Annotated in this window: 20 protein-coding genes; 6 read left to right on the forward strand and 14 right to left on the reverse strand. The window is 64.9% G+C overall.

The window, feature by feature from the left end:
- Positions 1 to 3: 3 nt before the first annotated feature.
- From MY55_RS00220 to MY55_RS00275, 12 genes are all read right to left on the reverse strand, one after another.
- Entirely contained in the window at positions 4 to 462 is a 459-nt protein-coding gene (locus MY55_RS00220) for a flagellar basal body-associated FliL family protein (protein WP_230623420.1), read from the reverse strand.
- 170 nt (positions 463 to 632) lie between these two features.
- A complete protein-coding gene (locus MY55_RS00225; RefSeq protein WP_052258294.1) occupies positions 633 to 1,580 on the reverse strand; it encodes a flagellar hook-length control protein FliK in 948 nt (315 codons plus the stop codon).
- A gap of 53 nt (positions 1,581 to 1,633) precedes the next feature.
- Positions 1,634 to 2,083, reverse strand: coding sequence for a flagellar export protein FliJ (gene fliJ, locus MY55_RS00230; RefSeq protein WP_047236522.1), 450 nt, complete (start codon positions 2,081 to 2,083; stop codon positions 1,634 to 1,636).
- An 11-nt stretch (positions 2,084 to 2,094) separates the two neighbouring features.
- A complete protein-coding gene (gene fliI / locus MY55_RS00235; RefSeq protein ID WP_043579217.1) occupies positions 2,095 to 3,489 on the reverse strand; it encodes a flagellar protein export ATPase FliI in 1,395 nt (464 codons plus the stop codon).
- On the reverse strand, positions 3,470 to 4,333 hold the full coding sequence (locus tag MY55_RS00240) for a FliH/SctL family protein (RefSeq protein ID WP_047250134.1): 864 nt from the start codon (positions 4,331 to 4,333) through the stop codon (positions 3,470 to 3,472). Before MY55_RS00240 ends, fliI begins: the two co-directional genes overlap by 20 nt.
- Positions 4,314 to 5,312, reverse strand: coding sequence for a flagellar motor switch protein FliG (gene fliG, locus MY55_RS00245; protein ID WP_043579215.1), 999 nt, complete (start codon positions 5,310 to 5,312; stop codon positions 4,314 to 4,316). Before fliG ends, MY55_RS00240 begins: the two co-directional genes overlap by 20 nt.
- Entirely contained in the window at positions 5,305 to 6,999 is a 1,695-nt protein-coding gene (gene fliF, locus MY55_RS00250; RefSeq protein ID WP_244270639.1) for a flagellar basal-body MS-ring/collar protein FliF, read from the reverse strand. Before fliF ends, fliG begins: the two co-directional genes overlap by 8 nt.
- A 100-nt stretch (positions 7,000 to 7,099) precedes the next feature.
- Positions 7,100 to 7,423: a flagellar hook-basal body complex protein FliE gene (fliE, locus tag MY55_RS00255; RefSeq protein ID WP_043579213.1), complete on the reverse strand. Its 324-nt coding sequence runs from the start codon at positions 7,421 to 7,423 to the stop codon at positions 7,100 to 7,102.
- A gap of 2 nt (positions 7,424 to 7,425) precedes the next feature.
- Positions 7,426 to 8,802, reverse strand: coding sequence for a sigma-54-dependent transcriptional regulator (locus MY55_RS00260; protein ID WP_047258223.1), 1,377 nt, complete (start codon positions 8,800 to 8,802; stop codon positions 7,426 to 7,428).
- A 17-nt stretch (positions 8,803 to 8,819) separates the two neighbouring features.
- On the reverse strand, positions 8,820 to 9,515 hold the full coding sequence (locus MY55_RS00265; protein ID WP_043579211.1) for a chemotaxis protein CheB: 696 nt from the start codon (positions 9,513 to 9,515) through the stop codon (positions 8,820 to 8,822).
- A gap of 133 nt (positions 9,516 to 9,648) precedes the next feature.
- Positions 9,649 to 10,131, reverse strand: coding sequence for a low molecular weight protein-tyrosine-phosphatase (locus MY55_RS00270; RefSeq protein ID WP_043579210.1), 483 nt, complete (start codon positions 10,129 to 10,131; stop codon positions 9,649 to 9,651).
- Between the two features lie 69 nt (positions 10,132 to 10,200).
- Positions 10,201 to 10,449, reverse strand: coding sequence for a hypothetical protein (locus tag MY55_RS00275; RefSeq protein WP_043579209.1), 249 nt, complete (start codon positions 10,447 to 10,449; stop codon positions 10,201 to 10,203).
- A gap of 381 nt (positions 10,450 to 10,830) precedes the next feature.
- Between MY55_RS00275 and MY55_RS00280 the strand changes: the two genes are divergently transcribed.
- The 3 genes from MY55_RS00280 (at position 10,831) to MY55_RS00290 (ending at position 14,394) form a co-directional block, all read left to right on the forward strand.
- Entirely contained in the window at positions 10,831 to 11,742 is a 912-nt protein-coding gene (locus MY55_RS00280; protein ID WP_047244150.1) for a SphA family protein, read from the forward strand.
- A 283-nt stretch (positions 11,743 to 12,025) separates the two neighbouring features.
- Complete coding sequence (locus tag MY55_RS00285; protein ID WP_052258292.1) at positions 12,026 to 13,531, forward strand: alkaline phosphatase family protein; 1,506 nt, start codon at positions 12,026 to 12,028, stop codon at positions 13,529 to 13,531.
- A gap of 17 nt (positions 13,532 to 13,548) precedes the next feature.
- Positions 13,549 to 14,394, forward strand: coding sequence for a lipase family protein (locus tag MY55_RS00290; RefSeq protein ID WP_043579207.1), 846 nt, complete (start codon positions 13,549 to 13,551; stop codon positions 14,392 to 14,394).
- On the opposite strand, the gene MY55_RS00295 is transcribed toward MY55_RS00290, so the two are convergent.
- Positions 14,366 to 15,301, reverse strand: a complete 936-nt coding sequence (locus MY55_RS00295; RefSeq protein ID WP_065201823.1) for a LysR family transcriptional regulator — start codon at positions 15,299 to 15,301, stop codon at positions 14,366 to 14,368. The two genes, MY55_RS00290 and MY55_RS00295, sit on opposite strands and share 29 nt — an antisense overlap.
- Before the next feature lie 95 nt (positions 15,302 to 15,396).
- Here MY55_RS00295 and MY55_RS00300 point away from each other — a divergent pair, with 95 nt between their 5' ends.
- The gene (locus MY55_RS00300; protein ID WP_065201824.1) at positions 15,397 to 16,389 is read left to right on the forward strand and encodes a bile acid:sodium symporter family protein; all 993 of its coding nucleotides are present in this window, start codon (positions 15,397 to 15,399) and stop codon (positions 16,387 to 16,389) included.
- Between the two features lie 28 nt (positions 16,390 to 16,417).
- On the opposite strand, the gene uvrB is transcribed toward MY55_RS00300, so the two are convergent.
- Positions 16,418 to 18,430, reverse strand: coding sequence for an excinuclease ABC subunit UvrB (uvrB, locus tag MY55_RS00305; RefSeq protein WP_043579204.1), 2,013 nt, complete (start codon positions 18,428 to 18,430; stop codon positions 16,418 to 16,420).
- Between the two features lie 295 nt (positions 18,431 to 18,725).
- Here uvrB and MY55_RS00310 point away from each other — a divergent pair, with 295 nt between their 5' ends.
- Both MY55_RS00310 and MY55_RS00315 read left to right on the forward strand, forming a co-directional pair.
- Positions 18,726 to 19,595 carry a serine hydrolase gene (locus MY55_RS00310; protein ID WP_043579203.1) on the forward strand — a complete coding sequence of 290 codons (870 nt, stop codon included), beginning with the start codon at positions 18,726 to 18,728 and terminating at the stop codon, positions 19,593 to 19,595.
- A gap of 151 nt (positions 19,596 to 19,746) precedes the next feature.
- Complete coding sequence (locus tag MY55_RS00315; RefSeq protein ID WP_043579202.1) at positions 19,747 to 20,244, forward strand: GNAT family N-acetyltransferase; 498 nt, start codon at positions 19,747 to 19,749, stop codon at positions 20,242 to 20,244.
- Positions 20,245 to 20,366: the final 122 nt, after the last annotated feature.

Here is a 20,366-nt window from a genome sequence, read left to right on the forward strand (position 1 = left end):
CGCTTATTGCTTCTGAATGATGAAGGAAGTGAAGAGCACGCTGTCCACGACCGGCTCGTCGCCCGCGTCCATGGACTCGTTGATGATCTGCTTGACCTGGGCCTTCAGCTTGACCTTGCCTTCGGCGGTGCTGACCTCGGCCGCGCTCTTGGACGACAGCAGCAGGATGACGGCGCTGCGGATCTTGGGGCCATAGTCGGCGAATTTCTTCTTGGCTTCCTCGTCGCCAAGCTCGGCCTGCATGTCGACCTGCAGCAGGCTGCCGTCGTTGCCGGCCAGATTCACCACGAAGGTATCCATTTTCTCGAAAATGGGCGGGCCGTCATGCTTCTTCTTCGGTTTTTCCTTGACCTGCTCGGCCTGCGCTCCCGCCGGCGCCTTGCCCATATTGGTGAACATATAGGCAGCCAAGCCACCTACTGCGGCCAAAACCAGGATCAACAACACGATGACTATCAGCATCAGTTTGTTGCCGCCCCCGCCTGGTTTTTTTTCCGCTTTTTCCGCCTTTTTATCATCCGACATAAGTTATGACCTGTTCTTTATGGAGTGCCTAGTGAAATCTTAAACGATTTCCTCACCATATTTTCCAGTTTTCTCGGCCGGCTGAACAGGGTCAATCTCAAATCGGGTCAGGCAAAAATGCTGAGTATGCCGCGCGCGGCCTTGATCGCGCTCAAGGCATCCACGCCTTCCACCTCGCCAACCACGGGTTCGGAGCGGCCTTTTTTCTGCTGGTAAGCCTGTTGCTGCTGGCCGGATTGCCCGCTGGACACCTGGGAATCGGTCAGCTGGATGCCGCTGGACGACATCATCGAGCGCAGCTGGTGCATATTGTTTTCCAGCGCCTCGCGCGTCGCCGGCACCGCCGCGGTGAACAATACCTGCGCCTGGTCGTTGCCGTTCATTTTCAGGGTGATTTCAATCGGCCCCATCTGCGGCGGATTCAGCTGGATTTGCGCCTTGTCGGCCTTCATGTTGACCATGCTCAGCATCTGCTCGCCCAGCGCCTTGCCCCAGGCCGGGTCGTTCAGCGTTTGCGGCAGGGTCAGCACCGGCATATTGGCATTGGTCTGCGCCTGGACGTTTTGCAACTGCTGTTGCGGCTGCAATTGCTGCAGCGGCAAGAATTGCGCCGCATCCGCGTCGGCGGCCGGCAATTTTTGCTGGTTGCCTTGCCAATTGAATGCCGGCTTCGCCTGCAGCAAGGCCGTCAAATCGGGCTTGCTGGCCGCTTGCTGCGCCAGCAGATCCTGATTGGCGGCCTTGCTATCCACCGGCTGCGGCTGCGCCTGCAGGCTGGCCTGCAGCGCGGCGAGCAGCGGCATCGCCGCGGCGGCCGGCACATCGCCGCCGTCCGACTCGTCCTTGGCCGCCGGCTTGTCGCTGGCGGGCTTGGCGTCGCCTTGGTCGCTGATGCCGGGCAGCGTCGAGCCCATCGCGCTCATCTGGATGCCCAGCAGGCTGGCGAACAGATCGCTGGCCGCGCCGTTGCCTGCCGCGCCGGGCGCCGCGCCGCCGGGAGCGGAAGTGGCCGCGGAGGCGGCATTGGTCACTGGCGTGTTTACCGTGATGGTCATGATGGGGTCTCGGCTGAGTGTAACGACGCTAGAAAAGCAAGTAGCGTGCCAACTCAGGCGTCTTCGCCGTGGGTCCGGTCCCAGAACTGCCGGGTGGCGAATTCATCGGTCTGCTTCTGCTGGCGCCGGGCCTCCTCCCGCGCCTCGCGCTCTTGCTCGCGTTGCAACAGCTTTTCGTAAGCCTTGAGCTTCTTGTACTCCATCTGCCAGGCCTGGCGCTCCATCACGAAGCGCTGAGTGCAGCGGTCCAGATCCTGCTGCTGCTGGATCATCGCCTCATCCAGGCGGGAAAGGAAACGATGGAAATCCTGATACTGGACGATGGACATGCCCTTGCCGCCGCCGCCCACCAGCCGATGGCGGTATTCCTCGCGAAAGGCGTCCAATTGCTCCAGCCGCGCCCGCGCTTCGCTCAGCCGGTTCTGCGCCAGGCTCATCCGCTCCGCCGCCGCCTGCTGGCGCTCTTCGGCCAGGTGGATCAGCAGCTGGTATTTGCCGGACACGCCGCCGCTCCTCAGGCCAGCACGTTAGCCAACTGCGCGCAGCAGGACGCGTAGTCGTGCGATTCGTGCATGGGCTGGGTCAGGAAGCTGACCATGGGAAGCTGGCGGCGCATCGCGTCGTCCAGCACCGGATCTGAGCCGGCGACATACGCGCCGACGCTGATCAGGTCGCGATTGCGCTGGTAACGGGAATAAAGCTGCTTGAAATGGCGCGCCAGGTCCATCTGCGACTGCGGCACCACGTCCACCATCACCCGGCTGATCGATTGTTCGATATCGATAGCCGGATAATGGCCGGACTCGGCCAGATCGCGCGACAGCACGAAGTGGCCGTCCAGAATGGCCCGCGCCGAATCGGCGATCGGGTCCTGCTGGTCGTCGCCCTCCGACAGCACGGTGTAGAAGCCGGTGATGGAGCCGCCGCCCTCCTCGCCATTGCCGGCGCGCTCGATCAATTGCGGCAGGCGCGCGAACACCGAGGGCGGGTAACCCTTGGTCACCGGCGGCTCGCCGATGGCGAGCGCGATCTCGCGTTGCGCCATCGCATAGCGGGTGACCGAATCCATCAGCAACAGCACATCCTTGCCCTGGGCGCGGAAATATTCGGCCAGCGCGGTGGCGTAGGCGGCGCCGTGCAGACGCATCAAGGGCGGCATGTCGGCCGGCGCGGCCACCACCACCGAGCGCGCGCGGCCTTCCTCGCCCAGAATGTTTTCGATGAAGTCCTTCACCTCGCGGCCCCGCTCGCCTATCAACCCCACCACTACCACATCGGCCTTGGTGAAGCGCGCCATCATGCCCAGCAGCACCGACTTGCCGACGCCGGAGCCGGCGAACAGGCCCAGGCGCTGGCCGCGCCCCACCGTCAGCAGGCCGTTGATCGCGCGCACGCCCACATCCAGCACGTCGTGCACCGGCGTGCGCTCGAGCGGGTTGATCGGTTGGCTGTAAAGGGGAAACCAGGCATCGGGATGGACCGGCCCCAGGCCGTCCAGCGGACGGCCCAGCGAATCCAGCACCCGGCCGAGCAGGCTGGCGCCCACCGGCACTTGGCGGCCAACGGGTCCGTTCGCATGCGCGGGCGCGGCGTCGCGGCCATAGCTGGGCGGACGAAAAGCCGGCACCGGCGTCACCGGCGTGCCCGGCTGCAGGCCGTGGACATTGGTGAGCGGCATCAGGAATACCTTGTCGCCGGAGAAGCCAACCACCTCGGCCTCCACCGCGCCATGGTCCGGCAGCGCCACCTGGCAGGCGCTGCCCACCGGCAGCTTGATGCCCACCGCCTCCATCACCATGCCGGTCACGCGCACCAGCCTGCCGCAGGGTTGCCACAGATCGGCGGCGGCGGCCGATTCGGCGCAGGCCGCCAGCCAGCCGCGCTGGCGCTCAAGCAGGCCGTTGCCCATCATCCGCCTCCAGCCCCAGCGCGCGGCTCATCGCCGCCAGCCGCGTGGGCAGCGTCATGTCCAGCCTGGCCGAAGCGGTGTCGATGACGCAGCCGCCGCGGGCCATGGCCGGGTCTTCTATCCATTGCCAAACGGTTTCCGGCGTCTCCTGCCGCAGAAACTCCCTGGCGGCGGAAAGGTCGGCCGGATTGACCCGCAACCGGGCGTTGCCCAGCGTGGACGGTAGCTCCGCCAGCGCGGCCTGCAGCAAAGGGAGCAGCGCCTGATCATCCTGCCGCAGCTTCTGCTGCAGCAGCTTTTGCGCCAGCTGCCATGCCAGCTGCAGCACATCGTCCGCCAGCTCGCGCTCCACCCGCGCCAGCTCGTCGGCGAACGCTCCGCCCATCCGGCACAGCCCCTGCCAGGCATCTTCCATCCGCGGCAGCTGCTCGGCGCGCACATCGGCCATGCCCTGCTCGCGGCCGGCCTGCAGGCCCTGCTCGAAACCTTCGGCGCGGCCGGCATCCAGCCCGGCGTCATGGCCGGCCTGCCAGGCTTCCTGATGAATGGCTTCCAGTTCGGCGGCGGTGGGATAGCCGATGCCGGACACCTCCTCCTCTTCGGGAGGAAGGTCGGCCTCCGGCGCTTCAGGCTGAGGCGCGGACACTTCGGAAGCCGGTTCCGCTTCCGCCTGCGCTATTTTTTCGGCCAGACTGGCGCCGGGACGGCGCATCTGGCTCATCGACACCAGTTGCGCCGGGGTCAATGCCCGGGTGAAGCCGTCGAGCGACTCGGGGCTCCAGCTGGTCCAGCCCTCCAGCTCCTCGCCGGGAATGATGGGATTATTACTCGATGAGGCCTTCATCTCCGCCCTTGCTGCCTAGCACGATCTGGCCGTCGTCGGCGAGCTTGCGCACCACCTTGAGGATTTCCTTCTGCTCGGCTTCCACTTCGGACAGCTTGACCGGCCCTTTGGATTCCAGATCGTCGCGCAGCATTTCCGCCGCGCGCTGCGACATGTTGCGGAAGATTTTTTCCTTCAATTCGGTGCTGGTGCCCTTCAGCGCGATGACCAGCGAATCGGACTGCACTTCGCGCAGAATGGTCTGGATCGAACGGTCGTCGATATCGAGGATGTTCTCGAACACGAACATCTTGTCCTGGATCCGCTGCGCCAGCTCCGGGTCGTACTCGCGGATGAAGCTGAGCGCCGACGCCTCGACGTTGCCACCCATGAAGTTGAGGATTTCCGCGGTGAGGCCGACGCCGCCGGAAGCGCTCTTCTTGATGCGGTCGGAGCCCGACAGCAGCTGGGTCAGCACGTCGTTCAGTTCGCGCAGCGCCTGCGGCTGCACGCCTTCCAGCGTGGCGGTGCGGATCAGCACCTCGTTGCGCATCCGCTCGGGGAAGAAGGACAGGATGGAACTGGACAGGTCCGGCTCCAGGTGCACCAGGATGGTGGCGATGATCTGCGGGTGCTCGTGGCGGATCAGGTCGGCGGCGGAGGACGGATCCATCCACTTCAGGCTTTCGATGCCGCTGTGGTCGTTGCCCTGCATGATCTTGTCCAGCAGGTTGGCCGCCTTGTCCGGCCCCAGCGCCTCGATCAGCACATTGCGCAGGTATTCGTCGGACGCGCCGATGCTGGCCCGGGCATTGCACTCCTTGCGGAAGTCGGCCACCACGTCGTCGATCTGCTCGTAGCTGAGGTTGTTGATCGCCGCCATGGCCAGGGAAATCTTCTGCACTTCCTTGGGGCCGAGGTATTTGAACACCTCGACCGCCTCGTTCTGGCCGAGGCTGAACAGCAGCACCGCGCTCTTGCGCACTCCGTTTTCACTCATCGGCGCTTATCCATTCCTTGATGATCTGGGCAGCCATGCGCGGGTCGGATTTCACCAGTTCGCGCACTGCTTCCAGATTACTACTGTACTGGCGCTTCTGCACCTCGCGCGGATCGTCGGACGAGCCGCCGGCGCCGCCCGCGGCCAACGCCGCGCCCATCTCGCCCTCTTCCGCCGCCACGCCCAGCAACCTGCCGCCCGCGGCCGCGCCCGCCGCGCCTTCGGCGCCGCCCGGATCGGGCGCGGCCGCCGGCTTGACCAGGTCGCGCATGATCGGGCGCACCACGCCGAACAGCAGATACAGCACAGCGATGGCCAGCAAGCCGTACTTGACCAGGCTGGTGCCGTTGTCGCTCACGTAGTCGACCACCCGGTCTTGCATGGTCACCGGCTGGGCATTATCGGCGAAGGCGGCGTTCACCACGTTCAGCGTGTCGCCGCGCGGCGCGTTGTACCCCATCGCCTCTTTGACCAGATTGTTGATCTGCTGCACTTCCTGCGCCGACAGCGGCGTCGGCTTCATCTCGCCGTTCTTGTCGGGCATGCGCCGGTAGTTGACCACTACCGCCGCCGACAGCCGCTTCACCACGCCGGTCGGCACTTTGGTGTGCTGAATGGTTTTGTCCACCTCGTAATTGGTGGTGATGTCGCGCTGCAGCGTGCCGTTCTGGCTGATGGTTTGCCCGGACAGATTGGCGGTGCCTGGCGCGGCGCCCGGCGGCAGCGTGATCGGCGCCGACGCCGCTGACGGCGGCTGATTGGACAGCGCGCCCGGCACGCCGGTGGGCTGGGCCGCGCCGTTGGCCAGCTTCTCGCTGATCTGCTGGCTGCGGGTGGCCGACGGATTCGGGCTGGAGTTGGGGCGATAGGTTTCGGAGGTCTGCTCGGTCTCAGAGAAGTCGACATTGGCCGTCACCTGGGCTCGGGCGTTGCCGTGGCCGAAGATGGGCTCCAGGATGTCCTCGATCCGCTTGACGTAGCCGTCTTCGATCTGGCGCACGAAGCCCAACTGGCGCTGGTCCAGCCCGGAGTTCTCGTCCGGCCCAAGCTGCTTGGACAGCAGATTGCCGTCCTGGTCGACGATGGTGACGTTCTTCACCGGCAGATTCGGCACAGAGCTCGACACCAGGTGCAGGATGCCTGCCACCTGGCCGCCGTCCAGCATCCGGCCCGGATACAGCTGCAGCATCACCGAGGCGGTGGGCGCCTGCTGGTCGCGCACAAACACGCTTTGCTTCGGGGTGGCGATGTGCACGCGGGCGCTCTGCACCGAAGATACCGATTCTATGGTGCGCGCGAGCTCGCCCTCGATGGAGCGCTGGTAATTGACCTGCTCGGCGAACTGGCTGATGCCGAATTTTTGATTATCCATCAGCTCGAAGCCGATGCCGCTGGCCTTGGGCAGGCCCTGGGCCGCCAGCTTCAGGCGCACGTCGTACACCTTGTCGGACGGCACCGAGATCACGCCGCCGTCGGTGAGCTGATAGGGGATGTTCATCTGCTGTAGCGCAGCCGTCACCTGGCCGCCGTCGCGGTCGGCCAGATTGGAGAACAACACTTTATAGGAAGGGGTGCGATTGAGCGCCACGGCGCCGACGACCACGGCGAAGATGGCCGCGATCGCGGTCAGAAACAGGATTTTTTTGTTGTTCGGGAGGGTCTTGAAGCGATCGCCCGCTTCATTCAATCGAGCCCGCCAAACAGGCGTTGCGTTTTCTTCTGCCAGATCAGCCATACGGTGGTTTTTGGTTTAGGTCCACCGCTGCCCGTCTGTGAATCCGACAGCGCTAGACTTGGGTATTCATGATTTCCTGATAGGCGCTCACCAGTTTGTTGCGCGCCTGAACCATGGTCTGGAACGACAAGCTGGCTTTCTGCAAGGACACCATGACATCCTGCAGGTTCACCTCCTTGTTGTCACCCAACTGGAACTGCTTTTGCATCTCCTCCGAAGTCTGCTGCGCCGAATTCACCTGCTCAATGGTGGACTTGAGCACATCGGAAAAGTCGACCTGCGACGTTTGCTGCGCTGCGGGGGCCTGCTTGCCGGCGGCCAGGGCCGCCGCGCTTCTCAGCTCGCCCAGCAATTGGTCGATATTATTGACTGACATGGCTACTCCGTGCCATTTCCCTCCGAAACATCCAGGCCAGAATCCGCAGCGTCTTCATCACGGTATCGCTGCAGCTTGTAGCGCAAAGTGCGCTCGCTGATGCCCAGTTTTTCGGCCGCCAGCTTCTTCACGCCGCCGACGGCTGCCAATGTTTCCAGAATATGGCGTTTTTCAAGGGTTTTCATGTCGGTTTCATCCGACACCGAACTGTCTGATTCAGACACTGCCCGGGTAAACTGCCCCACGCCTGCGATATCGCCCAGCAGCAGATCGGCGGCAGAAATTTCCGCCCCGGCGGCAAGAATCACCGCCCGCTGTACGACATTATCCAGTTCGCGGATGTTACCCTCCCAACTATAGGCCGTCAAATGACGTTCCGCATCCCTGGAAAACACCAGGGACGCGCGCCCGGCGGCCTCCATATGTTTTTTAAGCAGGAATCGTGCCAAGGGCAGGATATCGTCCGGCCGGTCGGCCAGCGCCGGGATGCGCAAGGGAAAGACGTTCAGCCGGAAAAACAGGTCCTCGCGGAATTTCCCGGACTCCACCTCGGCCTGCAAATCGCGGTTGGAGGTGGCCAGCACCCGGATGTCCAGCTTGATGGTGCGGGTGCTGCCGATGCGCTCCACCTCTCGCTCCTGCAGCACGCGCAGCAGCTTGGCCTGCAGCGTCAGCGGCATCTCCGTCACTTCGTCCAGCAAGATGGTGCCGCCCTGCGCCTGCTCGAACTTGCCGGGCAGCGCCTGGGCCGCGCCGGTGAAGGCGCCGCGCTCGTGGCCGAACAGCGTCGACTCCAGCAGATTGTCCGGTATCGCCGCGCAGTTCACCGCCACGAAAGGACCGTCTTTTCGGCGGGAGTGGCGATGGATGTAACGCGCCAGCACTTCCTTGCCGGTGCCGCTGGGACCGCTGACCATCACGCTGGCGTCGCTTTGCGCCACCCGCCCGGCCAGGGCGAACAGCTGCCGCATCGCCGCCGATTCCGCCACCACCTCGCCGCCTTCGTCCCCGGCCATCGTCAATATATGCTTTTCCACCTCGGCCAGCAGGCTGGGCGGCTCGAACGGCTTGAGCAGGTAATGAGTGGCGCCGGCGCGCAGCAGCTCGATCGCGCGCTCGATCACGCCGTAGGCGGTCATCAGGATGAACGGCACGCCCGGGTAATGCTTCTTCACTTCCTCGAACAGCGTGTAACCGTCCATCGGCGCCATCTGGGCATCGGAAATGATCAGACCCACCGGCTCCTGCCTCAGCCTTTGCAGGGCCTGGGTGCCGTCGCCGGCCTCCAGCGTGGGGTAACCGGACAGGGACAAGGTGTCTACGATGGCTTCGCGCAGGTCTGCGTCGTCCTCGACCACCAGAATCGGTAGAAACTTCATGGAATCCAATGCTTAGTTTATGCGGAAGGCTGGCGCTGATGCGCCAGCGTCACCAATCTTTGAGCGATGCCGGTCAGCCCCAGCACCTCGTGCGCGGCGCCCAGCGCGATCGCCTCCTTGGGCATTCCGAACACCACGCAGCTGGCTTCGTCCTGGGCGATGTTCCAGGCGCCGGCCTGCTTCAGCTCCAGCATGCCGCTGGCGCCGTCGCGGCCCATGCCGGTCAGGATGACGCCGATGCAGTTCTTGCCAACCAGATTGGCCGCGGAGCGGAACAGCACATCCACCGAGGGCCGGTGGCGGTTTACCGCCGGACCATTGTTCAGCGACGTGCTGTAGCCTATGGTCGGCGCGTTCTTGATCAGCAAATGGGAATGGCCTGGCGCGATGTACACCATGCCGGCCTGCAGCCTTTCATTGTCCTCCGCCTCCTTCACCCGCAGCCGGCACAGCGAATCCAGCCGCTGCGCGAAGGATTGGGTGAACATTTCCGGCATGTGCTGCGCGATCAGAATGGGCGGCATATTGGCCGGCAGCGCGGTCAGCAGCGTGCGCAGCGCCTCAGTTCCGCCGGTGGACGATCCGATGACGATCACGGTTTGGCTAGCCAGCGGCGTCTTGCCCGGCTGGCGCGGCAGAATGACATCCGCGCTATGGCTGGGAACTATCTCCAGCGGGGTTTTGCTCGCTCTTTCGCGCGAAGTCAGGGCCATGGATTTACCTTGCTGACATGGTCCGCCCGCGCCGGCGGACGCCGTTGCGCCTCGCCGGACCTTACTCGGGCCTGATAGGGTTTGTTTAGATAGCTTAGCAGGACTTGCCCTGCCAGGTCAGCCCGCCATCCTGTCAGCCCCCCGCCGGGCGCAATCGGCTCAGCCAGCCGGCGCATGCCTGCTCCAACAAATCCAGCACCGTTTCAAAGCCTTTGCCGCCGCCGTAATAGGGGTCGGGCACCTCCATCTCGCCGCCCAGCGGCTCAAGCATCAGGTGCAAGCGGTTCTGCAAAGTCTTGGGACAGCGCCGACGCAAATCCGCCAGATTGCTGGCATCCGCCGCCAGGATCAGATCAAAGCCGGAAAAATCGGCGTCCACCACTTGGCGGGCCCGCAAGCCGGACAAATCATACCCGCGCCGCGCCGCTGCCTGAACGCTGCGCGCGTCCGGTGCCTCCCCCGCGTGGTAACCATGCGTGCCGGCTGAGTCCACCCGGATCGCTTCAGCCAGCCCGGCCCGCTCCGATAAGCGCCGCATAATGGCTTCGGCGGTGGGGGAACGGCAGATATTGCCGTGGCAGACAAATAAAATCGAGACGGCTTGTTCTTCCAACATCCACGATACCTCGTCAAAAAGTCCAGCCAAAACTACAGCGCCGCCAGCGTCCACCCACTCCCTGCGAGCTCAATCCCAGCCAAACAGATAAGCCGGTTCGCTCAACTCCGCCAGCATCTGGCGGATGGTCGGGCAGGCTGCGCCGTCTTCATCTTCCACCGGCACATCCAGTTCCGCTTCCTCGATCGGACTGACATCTTCCAAGGCGAGTCCGGTCTCGCCTGCCAGTTCCTCCAGCACGGCCAGCGCGCCCTCCTGCGAGTAAGCCGCGACGATATCGTTGCCGCCCACCTGATAAGCCTGTAACTGCTGCTCCACTTCGCGTCTCCTTGACTGCATTCCTGAACTGAAATCTTCACACGCCCATCGACGGTCATGCCGCGGCAAGCGCCCGCCTGCCCGGCAAGGCCGAACGGCAAATCATTAGCGGCGGATTTTATCCGCAAACGATGCCAGCGGGACATCATCCGACCGCCTGGGGCACATTTCGCCGCTTAGCCGCCAGGCACCGACTCCCGCCGGATGCGGCGCCGCTCCGCCAGCGCGAAGACTAAGGGGCACAAGCCGATCATCAAAAACCTCATCAGCATACGCTTTTGGAATACGCGATCTATACTCACCCTGCCAACTGCCAGCCGCGGGCCCAAATCTCCCGCGCATCGCCAACCGCAGCGCCCGACAGGACAGAAAGCGGACAAGATGAAACCATCCAGACTGATCGCTCGGGCTGCCGCCGTCGCGGCGCTGCTGCCTCACTTCGGAGCGCATGGACAAGAACTGTGGGACCCGCATCTGCGCGGCGTCAACATCGGCCTCGCCGCCGGCGCGCTGCCGCCCGAAGGGCTGTATGGCGTGCTGAACAACTACTGGACTTCGGTGGACAAGTTCGACCATAACGGCAACAAGACCGGCCTGAAGGTGGATGCGCTGATCGAGCTGCCCGAGGTGCTATGGTCGACCGGCATCAAGATATGGGGCGCCGACTACGCGGTGGCCATCGCCCAACCCATCGACTACACCACGCTGAAGGGTAACGGCATCCCGTCGAATGGCCGCTGGGGCGCCTTCAACACCATCTTGATCCCCGGCCAGCTATCCTGGACGCTGCCGGAAAACTTCCACCTCAAAACCGGGCTGGCGGTTTACCTTCCCACCGGCAGCTCGTCGCCGGGCCGCCTGCCCGGTGGCACCTTCCTGGGATCGGCCAACGGCTTCTGGTCGCTCCAGCCCAGCCTGGCCGTCAGTTGGCTGCGCGCCGGCTGGAACCTGACCATGGACGCCACCTATTCGTACAATTTCCAGAATACCGACACCCATTACCGCTCCGGCCCGCAATTGGCCATAGACTATACCGCGGCCAAAACCATAGGCAAATGGACCGTCGGCCTGGGAGGCTACCAGGAAAACCAGCTGGGCGACGACTCCGGCAGCGGCGCGGCGGCCTGCGCGCAAACCGGCGGCTGCCGCGCCAGCAACTACGGCATCGGCCCCTTGCTCGGCTATCAGTTCGGCAGCTTGAAGCTGATGGGCGTCTACACCTACGGCTTCCACACCCGCAGCGACGTCGGCGGCAACTCGTTCAACCTGCGGCTGAGCTTTCCCTTCCAATAGCCTGGAGCCGGCGCGTGCAGCAGACAAAATCCGCAACAAGCCGGCTAAGCGCAAATACGGCAAAATATTAGACCTGATTGCGACGGCCGCCATATCCGGCGCGGCTTGCCGCGCTTCGACAAAACCAAGGCAGGAAAGCCGGCAGCGAACTATCGTCCCGCCATGCGCTATCACTGAGCTTATCCGCACGTCCGAGCCTTCCCGAAGAAAGGCCGCCGCGCCATCATCCGCAAATCCAAGGGGATCTCGCCGCGCCGGCCCGCGCGCGCATCAGGAGGCCATCATGTCCGACTCCCCCATCCAGCACATCATCGTCCTGATGCTGGAAAACCGCTCCTTCGATCATCTGCTGGGTTTTTCCAACATCACCGGCGCCGACGCCAAAACCGGGCGCGCCACCCGCGCGCAAGGCGTTCCGACCCCGCCGCCAGTCAACGTTTTCTCCGACCACGGCGAAACCCATCCCTATGCCGCGGCGGCCGGCAACGCCCCGTTCCAGCTGAGCACCGACCCCGGCCATGAGTTTCAGAACACGCTGACTTGCCTATGCGGCGTAGACGCCTGGCGGCAGAATACCGACGCCCATGGCCGGCTGACCGGCGCGGCCTATCCGGTGCCGGCGGCCGGCCAGGCCAACAGCGGCTTCGTCGCCAATTACGCCGCCGGCGGCGCCAACGCCCCCGGCCTGGCCATGCAAAGCCTCACCCCCGAGCAACTGCCGGTGCTGAACGCGCTGGCGAAGGCCTTCGTGCTGTGCGATGGCTGGTTCTCGTCGCTGCCAGGCCCCACCTGGCCAAACCGCTATTTCGCGCACGCCGCTTCATCCGCCGGCCTGGACGACAGCCCCAGCGATGGCCAGATCGCCGATTACTATGTGGCCGGCTTCGCCCTGCCCAACGGCACGCTTTTCGACCGGCTGGACCATCACGGCCTCGACTGGAAAATCATAGAGGGCGACTCCTTTCCCCAGGCGTTTTCGCTGCGAGGCATGACCCACGCGGCGCTGAACGGCCATTTCCGCGACCTCGACGATTTCGGCGAACTGATCAACGCGGACGACTTCAACGCCGCCTACCTGTTCATCGAGCCGCGCTACGACGTCCACAACCACTATCTGGACGGCAACAGCATGCACCCGCTGAACGACGCCAGGGCAGGCGAAGCGCTGGTCAAAACCGTCTACGAAACGCTGCGGGCCTCGCGCATCTGGACCAACAGCATGCTGCTGGTGCTGTTCGACGAGCACGGCGGATTCTTCGACCATGTTTTCCCGCCCGCCGCCACGCCGCCCGGCGATACCCAGCCCGGCAGCGAGCACAATGCGCACAACTTCGCCTTCGACCGGCTGGGCCTGCGGGTGCCGTGCATCGTCGCCTCGCCCTGGGTGGGCGAAAACCTGATCGACCATCGCCAGTACGATCACAGCTCCATCGTCAAAACCGTGTGCGAGCTGTTCGAGCTAGGCGGGCCGCTGACCCATCGCGACCGCGACGCCAACAGCCTCGCGCCCTTGATCCAGTCCGCCAGCCGCCAGAACGCCCCGCAAACCCTGCCCGCCCCGGCGGCGGGTCCGGTCGGCGCGGCCGCCACCCTGTCCGGCGGCGCGCCGCCCCCGTCGCTGCGCGGCTTCGCCCAAATCGCGCTGGCCCGCCAGCTGAGCGTGGCGCCGCCGGAACAGCAGCAAGCCATCAAGGACAGCTTCAACGCCATCCAGGGCGACCCGGACAAGGCCAAGGCTTTCCTGCAAGCCGCCCACGACGCCATCAGCGCCTGGAAGGCGCGCAACTGACGACAAGGAGACCCGCCATGAACCCACGCTACGACGCCAGCAGCGCCGCGCTGCTGAACCCGGGGCTGAGCGACACGCTGTTCCAGTTCGACCGCAGCTACAGCCACCCGCAACTGGCGGCCGAATGCGCGCGCCTGGCCTACATCCGCTTCGAAGACGGCGACGCGGAGCGCCACCGCCTGGCATCGGCGCTGTCGCTCGCCGGGCTGCAGTTGGCGCAAACCTTCAGCGTCGACAACAGCCACTCGCACGGCTTCGCCGCGGTGCTGCCATCCACATTGACGATAGTGGCGTTCCGCGGCACCGAAGTCAGCCAGATCACCGACATCGCCACCGACCTGCGGGCATCGCTGACGCCCTGGAGCCAGGGCGGCAGGGTGCATCTGGGCTTCGCCGCCGCCGCCGGCCAGCTGCTGCCGGCCTTTTCCAGCTGGTGGGACAACCATGCCACCCCGCAACTGATCCTGGCCGGCCACAGCCTGGGCGCCGCCATCGCCACCCTGTTCGCCTCGGCGCATCGCCAGGCCGAACTGATCACCATCGGCTCGCCGCGGGTGGGCGATCAGGACTTCGCCGCCGCCTGCGCCGGCCAGGCCATCTGCCGCTATGTCGACTGCTGCGACCTAGTCGCCAGGGTGCCGCCGGAAACGCCCGACTTCCCGCTTTACGTCCACCTGCCCGGCGAGCGCTATATCGACAAGGATGGCGGCATTCACGACGCGCCCGGCTTCGATATCGCCGCCGACCAGGCCGCCGCGCGCGAGGAATACCTGCTGCAGCGCGCCTGGAAGATAGACTCGGTGCCGCTGCGCGATCTGGCCGACCACGCGCCGATCAATTACCTGACAGCGCTCTTTCCATGATCTCCTCCGCCAGCCGTTGCAACGGCTGGCGCATTTCCAGCACCAGCCGCCACAGGCTTTCCGCCGCCGGCGACAAGGTGCGGTTGCGGCGGCGGATCAGCACGATGCGGCGGCTGGCGCGCGGCAGCAGCGGCCGCGCCACCAGGCCGCAGCCCGCCGGCAAGGGCATGGCGAGGCCGGGGGTGATGCTGACGCCGATGCCGGCGGCCGCCATGCGGAACACCGAATGGGAATGCCCCAGTTGCTGCGCCACCGGGCAATCCAGCCCGTGCCGCAGCAGCAGCTGGTCTATCAGCGGCCGGCTGCCGGAGCTGTCGTCCAGCAATACCAGCGGCTCGCCGTCCAGCTGGCGCCACGACACCCAGGCGCCGGCCGCCAGCGGATGATCGCCGCGGCACACCAGCCAGAAATCATCCACCAGCACTTCCTCCTGCCACAGGTCATCGCCGGGCTCGGGCTCCACCACCAGGCCGAAGTCCGCCTCGCCGCCGCGCACCGCCGCCACGTTGAGGCGCTGCACCTGGTCCTGCAGATGCAGCCGCAACAGCGGATAGCGCTGCCGGCAGGCGGCGATGATGGCCGGCATCAGGCTGGCCGACAGCGTCGGGCTGCTGGCCACATGCACGCTGCCCATCGCCTGGCCGCCCTCCTTGCGCGCAGCCAGCAGCACCTCGTCCAGTTCGTCCAGCACGCGCGCCAGCTTGGGCAATAGCCGCTGGCCGGCGTCGGTCAGCACCACTTCGCGGGTGGTGCGGTCGAGCAGGCGCAACTCAAGCGCCTGCTCCAGTTCCCTCACCGCGCGGCTTACCGCCGGCTGGGTCAAGCCCAACTGGTCGCCGGCCCGGCTGAAACTGGCTTGTTCGGCCACCGCGCGGAATACCCGCAATTGACGCAGACTGACATTCATAAAAAATACTCATCAATTGATCAAATAAATACATTTGTATTCTGAATATGACTGCGATTCAATAGGCGCATCCACGCCTCACAAGAATCGCCGACATGCCAAAACTGCTGGACTCCTTCACCCTGGCCCTGCTCTCCACCGTCGCGCTGGCCAGCCTGCTGCCCTGCTCCGGCGCCGCCGCGCAGGCCTTCAACCTGATCACCAATCTGGCGATAGGCCTGCTGTTCTTCCTGCATGGCGCCAAACTGTCGCGCGAGGCGGTGCTGGCCGGCATCGGCCACTGGCGGCTGCACCTGACCGTGCTGGCCTGCACCTTCGCGCTGTTCCCCATCCTGGGACTGCTGCTCAAGCCGGTGCTGACGCCGCTGGTCACGCCCGAGCTGTATCTGGGCGTGCTGTATCTGTGCATGCTGCCGTCCACGGTGCAGTCGTCGATCGCCTTCACCTCGATGGCGCAGGGCAATGTGCCGGCGGCCATCTGCAGCGCCACCGCGTCCAACCTGCTGGGGATTTTCATCACGCCGCTGCTGGTGGGCTGGCTGGTGGTCAGCCATGGCGGCGTGGGACAAGGCATGGGATCGGCGCTGGACATCGTCTACCAGCTGCTGCTGCCCTTCATCGCCGGCCAGATCGCGCGGCGCTGGATAGGCCGCTGGGTGGATCGCCACAAGGCCATGCTGAAGTACGTGGACCAAGGCTCCATCCTGCTGGTGGTCTACACCGCCTTCAGCGCGGCGGTGATAGGCGGCCTGTGGCGGCAGACGCCGCCGGCCGCGCTGGCCGGACTGCTGCTGGTCAACGTCATTCTGCTGGGCCTGTTGCTGGGCCTCACCACGCTGGCGGGCCGCAAGCTGGGCTTCAATCGCGAGGATCAAATCACCATCTTGTTCTGCGGCTCGAAGAAAAGCCTGGCCAGCGGCGTGCCGATGGCCAAGGTGCTGTTCACCGGCCACGCCATCGGCGCCATCGTGCTGCCGCTGATGCTGTTCCACCAGATCCAGCTGATGGTGTGCGCGCTGCTGGCGCAGCGCTTCCGCCAGCAGCGCCAGCACACCGGCCGCATGCAAGAAAAATCCCCGCTGGCTTGAGCGGGGATGCGAATGGAAACGGGCCGGGCTACAGATCGCTGAGCCAGGCCTTTTCCTTCAGCTGCTTCAGTTCGTCGCGGATGCGCGCCGCGCGTTCGAACTCCAGGTTGCGCGCCGCTTCCATCATGTCCTTTTCCAGCCGCTTGATTTCCTTGGCCAGCGTCTTCTCGTCCATCATCGCCACCGCCGCCTCATCCACCAGCTTCTTGCGCTCGGCCTCGACGCTGTAGACGCCGTCGATGATGTCCTTGATCTTCTTCTCCACGCCACGCGGCACGATGCCGTGCTCGGCGTTGAACGCCATCTGCTTGGCGCGGCGGCGCTCGGTCTCGTCCATCGCCTTTTTCATCGAATCGGTGATGCGATCCGCGTACAGCAATGCCCTGCCATTCAGGTTCCGCGCGGCGCGGCCTATGGTCTGGATCAGGCTGCGCTCGCTGCGCAGGAAGCCCTCTTTATCGGCGTCCAGAATCGCCACCAGGCTCACTTCGGGAATATCCAGGCCTTCGCGCAGCAGGTTGATGCCGATCAGCACGTCGAACATGCCCAGGCGCAGGTCGCGGATGATCTCCACCCGCTCGACCGTGTCGATGTCGCTGTGCAGATAGCGCACCTTGATGCCGTGCTCGGTGTAGTAGTCGGCCAGTTGTTCGGCCATGCGCTTGGTCAGCGTGGTGACCAGCACGCGCTCGCCGCGCGCCATGCGGTCGCGGATTTCCGACAGCAGGTCGTCCACCTGGGTGGCCACCGGACGGATTTCGATCTGCGGGTCCACCAGGCCGGTCGGCCGCACCACCTGCTCCACCACCTGGCCGGCATGGTCCTTTTCGTACACCGCCGGCGTGGCGGAGACGAACACGGTCTGCGGCATCAGTTGCTCGAACTCGTGGAATTTCAGCGGCCGGTTGTCGGCGGCGGACGGCAGGCGGAAGCCGTACTCCACCAGATTCGCCTTGCGCGCGGCGTCGCCCTTGTACATCGCGCCCACCTGCGGCACGGTGACATGGCTCTCGTCGATGAACATCAGCGCGTTTTTGGGCAGGTAGTCGATCAAGGTCGGCGGCGGATCGCCGGGTCCGCGGCCGGAGAAATGGCGCGAATAGTTTTCGATGCCCTTGCAGAAGCCCATCTCGTACAGCATTTCCAGGTCGAAGCGGGTGCGCTGCTCGATGCGCTGCGCCTCCACCAGCTTGCCCTCTTTCTGATACCACTCGATGCGGTGGCGCAGCTCGTCCTTGATCTGCTCGCAGGCGCGCAGCACGGTGTCGCGCGGCGTCACGTAGTGGCTGGACGGGAATACGGTGAAGCGGCCGACGCGCTGTTTCGTCGTGCCGGTCAAGGGATCGAACAGGGTCAGCGTTTCCACTTCGTCGTCGAACAGGCTGACGCGCAGCGCGGTGTCGCTGCTTTCCGCCGGGTAGATGTCGATCACGTCGCCGCGCACGCGGAAGGTGCCGCGGCCGAAGTCCAGGTCGTTGCGGCTGTACTGCATGGTGGTGAGGCGGCTGATGATCTCGCGCTGCGGCGTGGTTTCGCCTTCCTTCAGATGCAGGATCATCTGGTGGTAGTCGGACGGATCGCCGATGCCGTAGATCGCCGACACCGTGGCCACGATGATGCAGTCCGGCCGCTCCAGAATGGACTTGGTCGCCGACAGGCGCATCTGCTCGATGTGCTCGTTGATGCTGGAGTCTTTCTCGATGAACAGGTCGCGGCTGGGAACGTAGGCTTCCGGCTGGTAGTAGTCGTAATAGGAAACGAAATACTCCACCGCGTTATGCGGGAAGAACTCGCGCATTTCGCTGTACAGCTGCGCCGCCAGCGTCTTGTTGTGCGCCATGATGATGGCCGGCCGCCCGGTCTGGGCGATGACGTTGGCCATGGTGTAGGTCTTGCCGGAGCCGGTCACGCCCAGCAGCGTCTGGTAGGACAGGCCGTCGGACAGGCCTTCCACCAGTTGCTCGATGGCGGCGGGCTGGTCGCCGGCCGGCGGGAACGGCTGGTTCAGCTGAAACGGGCTATCGGGAAAGTTGAGCAGCATGGCAGGCGCGCGGGAAGTGGCGAAACCGTTGATTTTACGCCTATTGCCGGCCAATCTCACCCCCGGCGTGCGCCAGGCGGACATCCGCCGGCGCGGCGACGCGCCCCCTTGGCTGTTTCAGCCGCCCGAAAACGTCTTTTTCGTGCCGCGCGGCGGCGGAACATTGTTTAGAATACAAGCAGGAGCTATCCCGCCGCATCATCCATGATGACCGCATGTTGACTGCAGTTAGCCGCAAATGCCGGATGGATAGCATCCTTTTTCCTCACACCTCAAGCGTACTGCGGAGTGACGCATGATCAAGAAAATCGCAAGCTTGCTGATATCGGCGGCCCTGGCCGCGCCGGTGTTGGCGGCTTCGCCCCAGGGCGTGATGGTAGCCAGCGAAATGTCCGGCTACACCGCCCCCAGGCTCAATTCCCACTCAGTGCTGGTGCTCAACGGCAGCACCGGCGAAACCCTCTACGAAAAGAACACCCACCAGCGCATGCCCATCGCCTCCATCACCAAGCTGATGACGGCGATGGTATTGCTGGATTCCGGGGTGTCTCTCGATGACGAGGTGACGGTGTCCGACGCCGAGATCGACCGTCTGAAGCACACTACCTCCAGGCTGGCGGTGGGCACCACCCTCAGCCGCCGGGAAATGCTGCTGCTGGCGCTGATGTCGTCGGAAAACCGCGCCGCCGCGACGCTGGCCCGCACCGCCCTCCCCGGCGGCAGCGCCGCCTTCGTCCAGCGGATGAACCACAAGGCTCGCAGCCTGGGCATGACGGAAACCATCTTCCACGACCCCACCGGCCTGGACGTGCGCAATACCTCCACCGCCGCCGACCTGGCCAAGATGGTGATGGCGGCGCAGAAATACCCGCTGATCCGGGAGTTCACCACCACCGAAAGACACCAGATCCTGTCGGCGCGCAACCGCGTGCTGCAATACAAGAACAGCAACGCGCTGGTGCGCGAGGGCGACTGGGACATCGCGGTGCAGAAGACCGGCTATATCCAGGAAGCGGGCCGCTGCATGGTGCTGCAGGCGGTGGTCGGCTCGCAGCCGCTGGTCATCGTGCTGCTGGACGCCGGCGCCAGCTCCGCCCGCGTCAACGACGCCAAAAACATCAAGACCTGGCTGGAAGCCCATCCGGGCAGCTGGCTGGCGGGCTGAACCCCGCCGCGCGACGCCCCGGGGCCGGTTCGCCGGCCCTTTTTCCTGTCCACGCAGGACCGGCATGCCGTTTTCATCCCAGCGCCGGCATGCGATCATATCCGGCATCGCCCGCCGCAGCCGGCCAGGGCCCGCGCACCCGAGGAAACGCATGACCATCCAGATTCATACCGCTCAGCCGCAGGACGCGGCCGCCATCCACCGCTTCATCACCGAGCTGGCCATTTACGAACGCGCCGAACACGAAGTGGAATCCAGCGCCGCCGACATCGAGGCGACCTTGTTCGGCCCCGGTGCCAAAGCGCAGGCCCTGCTGTGCCATGTCGACGGCCGGCTGGCCGGCTTCGCCGTGTACTTCTTCAGCTACTCCACCTGGCTGGGCAAAAACGGCATCTACCTGGAAGACTTGTATGTCACGCCGCAAGTGCGGGGCGCCGGCGCCGGCAAGGCGCTGCTGCGCCGCCTGGCGCAACTGGCCTGCGAAAACGACTGCGGCCGCCTCGAATGGGTGGTGCAGGACTGGAACCAGCCGGCGATAGACTTCTATCAGTCCATCGGCGCCAAGCCGCAAGCCGAGTGGGTGCGCTACCGGTTGGCCGGCGACGACCTGCGCGCTTTCGCCTTGGACGAAAGCGCCGTGAACGCCTGAGCCGGACCCGACGGTCTAGCCGCCATCGCTCAAACGCGAGCGCGGCGGCGCCGCCGGCGAGCGTTTCGGCACAGCGGCAACGAACGCCGCCGCCTATCATCCGCCATGTCACCCACAGGAAA

The sequence above is a fragment of the Chromobacterium subtsugae genome (genome assembly GCF_001676875.1).
GTDB classification, from domain to species: domain Bacteria; phylum Pseudomonadota; class Gammaproteobacteria; order Burkholderiales; family Chromobacteriaceae; genus Chromobacterium; species Chromobacterium subtsugae.